This window comes from Saonia sp. (assembly GCF_056326165.1).
This window is the reverse complement of record NZ_JBWFBN010000005.1, coordinates 181,503-192,708: the sequence shown is the minus strand read 5'-3', so window position 1 is coordinate 192,708 and position 11,206 is coordinate 181,503. Positions and strand designations below refer to the sequence as shown.

General features: G+C 33.3%; 11 protein-coding genes. All 11 read left to right on the top strand.

The features are described 5' to 3' along the window. Positions 1-137: 137 nt before the first annotated feature. A complete protein-coding gene (locus AC000W_RS06950; RefSeq protein ID WP_474747124.1) occupies positions 138-737 on the top strand; it encodes a hypothetical protein in 600 nt (199 codons plus the stop codon). Between the two features lie 289 nt (positions 738-1,026). Continuing rightward, entirely contained in the window at positions 1,027-1,914 is an 888-nt protein-coding gene (locus AC000W_RS06945; RefSeq protein ID WP_474747123.1) for an SDR family NAD(P)-dependent oxidoreductase, read from the top strand. Between the two features lie 153 nt (positions 1,915-2,067). Further along, entirely contained in the window at positions 2,068-3,309 is a 1,242-nt protein-coding gene (locus AC000W_RS06940; RefSeq protein WP_474747121.1) for a TolB family protein, read from the top strand. 78 nt (positions 3,310-3,387) lie between these two features. After that, the gene (locus tag AC000W_RS06935) at positions 3,388-4,476 is read left to right on the top strand and encodes a dsDNA nuclease domain-containing protein (protein WP_474747120.1); all 1,089 of its coding nucleotides are present in this window, start codon (positions 3,388-3,390) and stop codon (positions 4,474-4,476) included. 44 nt (positions 4,477-4,520) lie between these two features. After that, on the top strand, positions 4,521-6,215 hold the full coding sequence (locus AC000W_RS06930) for an AAA family ATPase (protein ID WP_474747118.1): 1,695 nt from the start codon (positions 4,521-4,523) through the stop codon (positions 6,213-6,215). A gap of 229 nt (positions 6,216-6,444) precedes the next feature. Next, positions 6,445-7,146 (top strand): CPBP family intramembrane glutamic endopeptidase, encoded by a 702-nt coding sequence (locus AC000W_RS06925; protein WP_474747117.1) that lies wholly within the window; start codon positions 6,445-6,447, stop codon positions 7,144-7,146. Between the two features lie 3 nt (positions 7,147-7,149). Further along, positions 7,150-7,410 carry a TfoX/Sxy family protein gene (locus AC000W_RS06920; protein WP_474747115.1) on the top strand — a complete coding sequence of 87 codons (261 nt, stop codon included), beginning with the start codon at positions 7,150-7,152 and terminating at the stop codon, positions 7,408-7,410. 201 nt (positions 7,411-7,611) lie between these two features. Next, positions 7,612-8,505 (top strand): TolB family protein, encoded by an 894-nt coding sequence (locus AC000W_RS06915; protein WP_474747113.1) that lies wholly within the window; start codon positions 7,612-7,614, stop codon positions 8,503-8,505. Positions 8,506-8,646: 141 nt separating this feature from the next. Further along, positions 8,647-9,540 (top strand): sugar phosphate isomerase/epimerase family protein, encoded by an 894-nt coding sequence (locus AC000W_RS06910; RefSeq protein ID WP_474747112.1) that lies wholly within the window; start codon positions 8,647-8,649, stop codon positions 9,538-9,540. Between the two features lie 81 nt (positions 9,541-9,621). Then, positions 9,622-10,212, top strand: a complete 591-nt coding sequence (locus AC000W_RS06905; protein WP_474747110.1) for a Crp/Fnr family transcriptional regulator — start codon at positions 9,622-9,624, stop codon at positions 10,210-10,212. 124 nt (positions 10,213-10,336) lie between these two features. After that, entirely contained in the window at positions 10,337-11,149 is an 813-nt protein-coding gene (locus AC000W_RS06900) for a nuclear transport factor 2 family protein (RefSeq protein WP_474747108.1), read from the top strand. Positions 11,150-11,206 lie beyond the last annotated feature (57 nt).

Genomic DNA, 11,206 nt, shown 5'->3' with positions numbered 1-11,206 from the left:
TAGCCACCCCTATTGGGGGAATATGTATAACTTTATTGTATATATAAACAAGTTACCTGTAATTTTAGCAACTAGCATTGGAAATAACTAAATCCGACATAATCAAGCTTATTGAAGAAAGACAACCCGACAATTTAATGACCCATTTCTTAACAATCTTAAAATGGGACTTTAAACCGACTGGAGAAATACGGAATCGGGAAATCAGGGTTTGGAGACAAAACGGTTGGAATAGAATGTTTTATCCTATTTTTAAGTTTGAATTAAACAAAGATGCACATCTAATAAATATTTCCGACAGAATAAACCCTGTTGGACTAGTAGTTTATGTCCTTTTTTGTATTCTATTTTCAATTCCTTGGCTTAGCTGGGTTTTTGAAGATTTTGACCTTTCTAATCATTGGTTTCAAATTATTGGATGGATTATTTTTCTTGGAATTTTTCTTTTAATTGGTTTCAAAATCTATCGAATGGAAAAGAAAATTCAACTCGGACAAATCTATAAAATATTAGATATCGAAGTCGAAAACGAAAAACCAGAAAAAGAATGGAGCTGGAAAAAAATATTGATACGCTTGATTACATATCCCCTTTCACTTTTTCTTATTTTAATGTGCTTTTTTGCTGCCATTCCACAAGGAAAGTATCTTTTAGCAATAGGTATCCTATCAATTGTTGGAGTTTATTTATACTCGGATTTAAAAATAATTTTGGGAAAGAATAAAAACTACAGGTAACATTGGCTATAATTCATTGTGGTTTTGAGCTTTACCAAAAACTGTTTTGTATATTACGGCTGGATTTCGGTCGGAATGTTCCCTTCGGGAAATTCCACAACGAAATCATAGCCGAGACCGTTAGCCTTTATTGTGACCCACCTAAAATAAAGCCATATACTACCTTACAAGAATTTATGAATAAGTCCTAATTTATCCAACACCAATGATTTGGGACACCCCAACTATTATTTCTTGGTAGGTTTATCTCAGCAATTTTATAGTAATTGCCTCATTTAAAATTCTACCAATGAAAAAGCTAGATTTAAAAGACAAAACAGTATGGATAACGGGAGCCTCATCGGGCATAGGGGCATCACTGGCAATACAACTAAACCAAATGGGAGCAAAGGTCATTGCTTCTGCAAGAAGAACAGAGAGATTGAGCGAGTTAAAAAATAAGAGTCCCAATCCTCATGATTTATTGACACTCCCAATGGACATCACCAATCCTAATTCAATAGAAAAAGCGGTTTCCCAGTTGAAGCAATTGGACCGATTGGATTTGGTAATCCATAATTCCGGAATTTCACAGAAAGGATTGGTCATTGAAAACGAAATGGAAGTTGACAGAAAAATTATGGAAACAAATTATTTTGGGACCGTAGCTTTGACCAAAGCTATACTACCAATTTTTTTGGAACAAGGGCATGGTTGGTTTGGTGTAGTTTCCAGTTTCGCAGGGACAATGGGAATCCCGGGAAGATCGGCCTATTCAGCATCAAAACATGCCTTGCACGGCTTTTTTAATTCGTTAAGGGCAGAAAATATGGATTGTAAGCTAACAGTTAGTTTTATCCTTCCCGGCTTTATCAATACAGAAATTACGGCCAAAGGCTTATGTGGGGACGGAAAACCTTATGGAAAGGTAGAGACCTCCCATCAATTGGGGATATCTGCTAACCAATGTGCTAATGGCATTATCAAAGGATTGAAGAAGAAAAAAAAGCGAATTGTTGTAGGTAAAAAGTTTGAAGTGTTAATGCTAACAATCAATAGGATTTCTCCAGAATGGGGTCACTACATTATAAAAAACCATCCCATGCGAAGAATGCGAAATATTAAATCTAAAATTAACAGCACTTTTTATTTTAAGCAAAATGTAGTTGTAGAACAGCAGATACCAAACCAAAATTAAACAAGGTCTTGCACACAGGATTTAAGGGTGGGCAAATGCGATTGTTCTAAAGGTTTTGTTAAAATCAACTAGATATAAATAACCTCTTTGCTTTATGCGTAAATTGTGGTTAAAACCAGTTGATAATTAACTAAATAACCAAAAACCACTACAATGAAAAAACTAATTCAAACTCTGAGTTTAGCACTCGCATTTACATGTATTTTACAGGCACAAATAGGGCAATTTGAAACTGCCCAAGATATTGGAGGCCCAAAAATGGCAGGGTCTTCTTCCTATGACGAAGCAACCCAAAGTTACACCCTAAAAGGGGGTGGAGATAATATTTGGTTCAACCACGATAAGTTTCACTTTCTATTTAAAGAAATGACAGGGGATTTTATTTTGACTGCCAATTTTGAACTTATTGGTAATGAGGATGGCAACGGTCACCGTAAAACTGGCTGGATGATTCGTGAATCTACAGATGCCGATGCTGTGAGCATGAATTCTTGTATCCACGGAGATGGTTTGGTAGTACTGCAATGGCGTTTAATGCGCGGTGCATATATGAGAGACCCACAAGAAGAAATTTTCTTCCCTAAATGGTATTTTGGAGAAACAGTAATACAATTAGAGCGAATAGGCAAAACCATTACCATGCGTATTGCCAACCCAGGGGAGCCATTAGAAGATATGGGCTCGGTTACCTTGCCAGAAATGAGTGATGAGGTTTTAATTGGCCCGTATTCCTTGGCACACGACCCTGAGGAAAAAGATTTGCAAGAAGTACGTGTATGGAATGTAAATATTGTAAAACCAGTTGCTCCAAACTGGCATCCTAATCCTTTGGTAGAAACAATTTCCCATGATGGTGTAAAAATGGGCAGCCAAATAGAAACGGTTGATGTTGCCACCGGAAAAAGAAAAGTAATTTACAAGTCTGAAGGTTCCTTAAAATCACCAACATTTTCTGGGGATAATATCTTGTTTAAACAAAGGGATGCGTTTATGCAGGTAGGTTTAAATGGTGGTGAAGCAAAAGCGACTACCGCAACCATTAAAAAACCAAAAGCAGGCAAGTATGTGTATTATAGTGATGATACAACCAACACCAACCAAATATGGCGTAAAAACAAAAACGGAACAGGAGCAACGCAAATGACCTATGATTTAGGCCATGCACGTTTTCCACATTTATCTCCCAATGGCAAGCAGGTAGCCTACCTTTCTTTTCCTAATGACTCTAGTCCAAAAGAAGCAGCTGCATACCAACCGGTTACTTTAAAAGTAATGCCAACAAATGGTGGTGCACCAAAAATTGTAGCCTATTTCTATGGAGGTAAAGGCAGTTTTGAGAATTATGGATGGAGCGCAGATGGTAAGTCTTTGGTGTTTGTAAGTAATGCGGAGTAGTTTAAAGCATATTTACCGAATACTATTCGGTTAATATGCTTATAAAGTAATGATATATAATTGTTGGCCACAATATAAATGAACTTAGAGCAAGAAATAATAAATCTAAAACCAAGAGAGGAATCGGGTAGCAAAACAGCCCGAAAATATACCTTTCAAAAAGACCTGTCTCTTTATTTATTATTGACAATTCACGAGAAAAGTGATGATTATGTTTTTCTTTTTGATTTTCACGATGATTTAGTTGTTTTGGATTCGGAAACCAATCCAAATAAAATCGATTTCTATCAAATTAAATCAAAAGATTCTGGAAATTGGACTGTCAAAGCTTTAACCAAAAAAGAAAAAGACAAACTATCAATAACTGGAAAACTATACTTAAATAAAATAAACTTTACTAAAAATACAAATTCTTTAAATTTTATTTCAAATGCTAGTTTCAGTTTTAAACAGTTGACAAATGGAGAAGAATCCTTAAAAAGGTCTAAAATAAAAGCAAAAGAACTAGAAAAATCAATTTTCAAAGAATTTGAGGACTCGATAAAAAGCGAACATAAGATAACTACCAATACGCTGTTTGGAGAATTAACAAGTTTTCACGTAACTAAGCTGAGCAACAAAGATAGTTCAACACATTGTCTGGGAGAATTAAGTAAATTGATTAACAAAATTAATCCAGAGAATAGTATTAATCCTGAATTAGCTTACAAACAAGTATTCAACGAAGTTTCTCGTCAAACAGAAAACACCTTCGGAGATAAAAGTATTTCCAATCTAGATGAGCTAATAGACATAAAAGGGATATCAAAACGTCAATTTGTTGAGTTTCTCGAAAAAGCTGGACTTTACAAAAGTGTAGAACAAGAATGGGATGAAATTAAGGCTTCTTTGGAATCTTGTGGTATTGGACATATTGAATTAATAAAATATAAAAAATATTGGAGAGATATAACCGCAACTTTAATAAAGGACACGAATAAAATTCCTCTAGAAAAATTAATAAAAGACATTGAATCAGTTTACGACAATGAATTATCAATTGGTGCAATAGATGATTTAAGTAACCTTTTAACAATAATAAACCATTGCTTTTCAAAGGTGTCATCGGATATATACGATGATTACTTTATAAAATGTCTCGTAATAAAAATTATCAATGAAAAATAAAGGTAATTTAAAAAGACTCGTTAGAAATTTAAGAGTAAAAAAGAATGAAAAAATTATACATATCGGAAATGCTATTGCTGTCTCAAAAAGAGAAAAAAGCAAAAAGAGTTAGTTTCGATAAACATAGAACTTTAATATACGGTAAAAACCATACTGGTAAATCCTCTTTAATTAAGAGTATTTACAGGACTTTTGGAGCAGAACCTATTTTAAATTCTAAATTTAAAAATGCAAATGTTGCATCACTTGTAAAGTTTGAATTAGATGGAGATAAATTTCAAATTCTAAGAGATGGAAAACGCTTTTCTATCTATGATTCAAATGGTGTTAACCTAGGAATATTTGATTCTGTAACTAAGGAACTTGGACCTTTCCTTAGTAAATTATTTGATTTCAACCCATTATTTCAATCTCAAAATAGTGGTTTTATTGTTCCACCACCTGCATATCTATTACTTCCATATTATGTAGACCAAGATGAAAGTTGGAGCAAAAGTTGGTCTTCTTTTAAATCATTACAGCAAATAAAAAGTTATCGTAATCAATGTATTTTTTATCATTCAGGCATTCGTCCTAACAAGTATTATGAGACTAAAAAAGAAATTGACATTTATCTAAAGGCAATTGAAGAAACTGATAAAGAGCAAAAACTTACTGGAAAAATACTAGAAGACGTAAAGAACAAATTATCTCAAACTAATTTCAATATAAATATTGATGAATTTAAAAAAGAAATAACAGCACTACTAACAGAGTTAGAATCGCTAAAAAATAAGGAAGAATCCTTAAAATCTGATTTACACGATTTATATCATCTAAAGGCATCTTATGACGCACAAATAAATATTGTAAAACAAGCAGTTTTAGAAAGCCATAAAGATTTAGAATTTGCATCGGAGAAATTACCAGAGGTAATTGGTTGTCCAACTTGCGGAGCAGAATATGAAAATTCCTTTGCCGAAAGATTTGAAATAGCACAAGATGAACAAAAGAGTAAAGACTTGCTTCTAGAATTAAAAAAAGAAGTCAAAGAGATTGAGGATAAAATAGAGTTTGAAAACAAAAAATTAAATTCCACATTAAGCGAGGTAAATAAAATAGATAAAATTCTTCAAGAGAAAAAAGGCAATCTCAAACTAAAAGATGTTATAGAAAGCTCTGGAAAGAATCAAATAAAATCAATTTTCACGGACAGGTATGATGCACTACAAAAAACACTTGTAGAGAACACTTTGGAAAAAGAGAAATTAGAGAAAAAACTAAAAGAATTTGAAAGTAAAAAGAGAAAGGATGAAATAGTAGGTTATTACAGAACCAAGTTAACGTCTTTTTTAAAGAAATTGGACGTTCATTCTTTGACAGAAGATGAATATAAGCCAATCACGTCAAAAATTGAATCCAAAGAGACTGGTAGTTCTAGACCAAGAGCTCTTATAGCTTACTACTTTACGTTTTTTCATTTGATGAAAAAGTTTTCTTCATCAACATATTTCCCTTTAATTGTTGACTCGCCAAATCAACAAGACCAAGACGTTGAACACATTGATAAAATAATGAAATTTATTCAAGAAAATCAACCGAAAGACAGTCAATTGATATTAGGACTTGCTGAAACTTATGGAGTTGATTTTAAATGTAAAACCATTACACTAACCGAAAAATATAGTTTACTACAAAAATCGGAATATGATAATGTTCACGAAGAAATGATTAGTAAATTAAGTGAGCTTTGGGAATAAATACTGTGCCCAACAATGTATATAAAAAATAGCGCAAGTCTTTACTAACACTAAGGTTTGGGCATTTTTGGAAAGTCGTCAAATTTTCAAATTTGACGATTTCCAAATAAAAAGATAAATAGTAAAATTTAAAAATTTGGCTTGTGTTTAATCCGAAAAGTTATCGCTTATTTTCAGCGCTACTTTTCATATACGAAGCCGTTGTAGGGCATTTGAGAAAACGAGAATTATGAATAAAACGTTTCGAAATATTTTAGCAATCAGCATTGCAATTTTACCAATCAATATTATAATGATTTGGTACAGGCTGACACAAACTGAAAATTTCTCAACAACTGATATGACAGTTTATCCATTGATTTTTGGAGGCGGTATAAGTATTTTGATTTTAGTACTAAACAAATACTTGATAAAGGACACATTTAAAGAAACTTTTAATTCTGGTAAGGGAACTTGGTATTGGGATGTTTTAATAGGTTTAGGTTTAACTGCAATATACTTTGCAATGTTCTTTTTAGAAAGAGCAACTCTTTATCAATGGATACCTAATCATAATCCACCAAATACTGAATTGATTGACACAATGATGGAGTTGGCAAATACCCCATTGTTAATGATTATTTGGTTTGGTCCTGTTTTATGGATTGGCATTGCTCTTTTTGAAGAATTATCAAGAATCTTTTTACTAAAGTGTTTATGGAATGTAAATGACAACAAGAATTGGCATATTGCCGTAATCTTTTTAGCTTCTACATTAATCGGAGTAGCACATTTATATCAAGGGACTGCTGGAGTAATTTCCATAGGTCTTAAAAGCGTAATTATGAGTTATTACTTTTATAAATATCGCAGATTATTACCATTAATCATTTCCCACGCTCTTTATGACGGAATACAATTTACTTTTTTTATAATGCAATTTCAAAATTAAAAAATGAAACAATTGACTGATCTACCGAATATTGGAAAAACTCTTGCAGAGAAATTAAATGAAATTGGAATTGAAAGCGAACAAGATTTGAAAACAATTGGTAGTGAAAAAGCAATAGTGAAAATTGCAACAATTGAAAATAGTGGAGCTTGTGTAAATATGCTTTATGCACTTGAAGGAGCGATACAAGGGATAAGGTGGCATGGACTTGACAATGAAAGGAAACAAGAATTGAAAGAATTTTATAGAATTTTGGACAAATAAAAACACCCTACAAGAATGTGTAAAATTAATTGCTTCCTAACGAAAATCCTCGCGGATTTTCTATTCGCTTTGTATTTTCCAAGTTAGTTACCAAACCACGCAACTAATTATATACAAGACCGTTAACCGCAATTCTCTTAAACATAAAATTTATACGGTAATTTCTTTAATGATATGAAACTTGTTAAACCCTTATTCTTTTTGACTTCCCTTCTCGTTATTTTTTCTTCATGTGAAGACAGTAAAAAGTTAAACCTTACTTTGCTCAGCAATCAAACCCCAATTGATACCGCATTGGTTTTTGGTCCAGGTATCATATCAACGAACAATTTTGAGTTTGCCATCACTTTTAACCCAGAAATGGATGAATTGTTTTTTACCCGAAGAAAACCCGAAGGGGATAATGAAATTTATACAATGAAATTAGTTGATGACAAATGGTCTAACCCAGAACCAGCTTTTTTCAAAGCAACTAAAGGGTGGGATTTTGAACCTCATATAGACCCAAAAGGAAATCGACTTTATTTTGGAAGTACCAGACCTCTTAAGGATAGTGTTGCTCCATCAGGATTACATCAATGGTATAGCAAAAAAGAAATAAATGGTTGGAGTAAACCAATTCCTTTAGAAAAACCGTTTGTGGATAGGTCTGTAATAATGTACTTAACATCTGCAAAGAATGGTAATTTGTATTTTACTACCGGAGAGAAAGGTGATAAGCCAGAGGATTGGGTAATTTATAACTCAATCAATGAAAAAGGGCAATATAATAGTATAAAAAGAATGGGGAAAGAAATAAACTTCGCTGGAAAGTATATTGCTCATCCATATATTTCACCAGATGAAAGTTATATAATTTATGATGGTGAAGGCGCCTCGGGATATGGAGATAATGATTTGCACATAAGCTTTAATAAAAATGGTACTTGGACAGAAGCTATAAATTTGGGACCTGAAGTAAATACTAATCAGACTGAAATGTGTCCCAGCGTATCGCCCGATGGTAAGTATTTATTTTTTCATAGAGGTGAAGAAGATACTGGAGATATTTATTGGATAGATTTTAGACCAATAAAGGAACGTTTGGGACATTGAGCAAAAGACATGTAACGTCATTGCGAGGAAGGAACTACCGAAGCAATCTCTTTGTTTAGAATGCGCAACTAATAGATTGCTATACTTCTCTTACAGGAAGTTCGCAATGAAGTTATAATTAGAGTTAGAGAAATAAACCATATGAAAAGAAGAAATTTTATAGAAAAAGCAGCAGTACTAGGTGCAGTTAGCTTGTTGCCAATACCAACGTATTCCATGGATAAAAAACCAAAATTTAAAATGGGCCTGCAGCTCTTTAGCATTAATGATGATATGAACAAAAACCCACTTGCGACATTAAAGGCAGTACAAGCCATGGGTTATGAGGATTTTGAAGTCTATGGTTTTGATGGTGAAAAAGGAACGTATTATGGGATTAAAGCTGCTGAATTTAAAAGCATGTTGGACGATTTGCAGCTTACTGCTACCAGTGGGCATTACGGGTTTTCTTCTTACCTCTCAAAACCTGAGGACGACTTAAAACGTTTTGTAGACCAGTGCATCAATGGGGCAAAAGCGGTGAATATGCCATATATAACTTGGCCTTGGATTGCGCCAGAGCAGCGCACTATTGACAATTTTAAGATTATGTCTAAGAAACTGAATATTATAGGCGAGCAAGTTAATGCTGCTGGTCTTGGGTTTGCGTATCACAATCACGGTTTTGAGTTTGATGACCACAATGGGGAAAATGGTTATGATATTATCTTAAAAGAAACAGACCCAGACCTGGTAAAATTGCAAATGGATATGTATTGGGTAATGCATTCTTCCAAACAAACACCAAAAGAGTTAATTAAGAACCAACCTGGACGTTATGTAATGTGGCACATAAAAGATATGGACAAGGTTACAAGAGATTATTCTGAACTTGGTAATGGTTCTATAGATTATACAGAAATACTGCCAGACCCAAAGGAATCGGGCCTGGAATTCTATTACATAGAACAAGGAGGTAATTTTGCTCATAGCCCCATGCAAAGTGCTGCCGATAGCGCTAAATTTTTTAAAGAGAACTTGCAGAAGTATCTTTGATGATATATTAAAACTATAAAAAGATGACCATGGGGTTAGCTTCAAACATAGGCTGTTATTATCAATATACCCAAAAGCTAAATGGAACAAGAATTTAAGGAATATATAGCATCCTATCTCAAATTATTTCCAGAATTAAACAAGGAGGAACTAGCTTTTATGTGTTCCTATATAATTGTAGAAAAGTATGGTAAAAGGGATTTTTTATTCAAAAGTGGTGAAGTGCAAAAAGAAGTTGCGTTTGTGTGTAAAGGTCTATTAAGAAGGTACTACATTAATGAAAAAGGTAATAAAATAACCACAGGCTTTATTAATGAAAATAAATACGCTACGGATTACCCTGCTTTTATAAGACAAAAACCCTCTAAGTATTTTATTGAGTGTTTAGAACCATCTGTTATTATAAAATTACCCTACGAAAAAACCCAAGAAGGGTACAACAAGTTTAAAACAAATGAGAGGTACGGCAGGCTAATAGCAGAATATGTTTTGACCATTCAAACAGATAGAGTCGAAAGCTTTTTATTTCAAAACGCAGAAGAAAGGTACCTAAACTTTATAGCAGAAAATAAGGATATTGTTAATAGAATTAGTTTATCAGATTTAGCATCTTATTTAGGAATTGAAAGACAATCACTGAGTAGAATACGAAGCAAACTTGCCAAGAAGTGATTTTGTCACAAATGTGACAGGCAAACTATAAGATTATATTCCATTTTTGTAGTATTCGTTTTAAAGAATAAATACAAAACCGTTTAATTTTCCTTTATAGGACATAATAAACTACAACTGATTCATGAAAAATCTATTTGCCGTTGTTCTCTTTTTAATTTCAATACAAACCTCTTTTTCGCAAGAAAGCCCTGAAGTTGTACAACTGTATACTGACGCATGGTTAGAAACCGATGAAGAGGCCAGAATGGCATTAATAGATAAAATTTGGCTAGATGAAACTACCTATTTAGATCCTGCTGCTTTTACAACAGGTAAAGCAGAATTCAGTGCAATGATTACTTCTTTTCAAAAGAATTTTCCCGGAGCCACTTTTGTAGGAGATCCTGTTTTAAAAATAAAAAACAGTTTAACATGGAACTGGCGTTTGTTTAATGCTGATGGTTCTCTGATGATTACTGGGAGAGATTATGTAGAGGTAGATGACACTGGCCATATTCTAAAACTAGTAGGTTTCTGGGAAAATAACGATTCAGAAAACGAAAATATAAAAGTGGTTGCCAAGTATTATGAATGTCTTTTTAAAACCCAAGATTTTGAAACTATGGCTACTTTAATTGCTGAGGGGGCAATATACAATCAAGCAATTGGACTTCCTTATGGTGGAGATTATATTGGTTTTAGAGAATGGATAAACATGTTTACTAAATCAGCAAGTTATTTTGACCTTACCATTGAAAAAGAGCCTTGGTATTTTACCAACAGTAAAAAAGATGAGGTAATTATTCGTTTTACAATTAAGTGTGTTTCCAAGAAAACAGGCGCAGAAATTAGTATGCCCATTTCCGAACACTTTATAGTAAAAGAAGGAAAAATAGTAAATATTAGACCTTTTTACTTTGACACAAACGCCTTTACAAAGTTCTTAGGAGTTTAGAATGGTCATTGCGAGCCTCCCGAGCAGTTGTATTAAGTTGTCATTGCGAACTTCTTG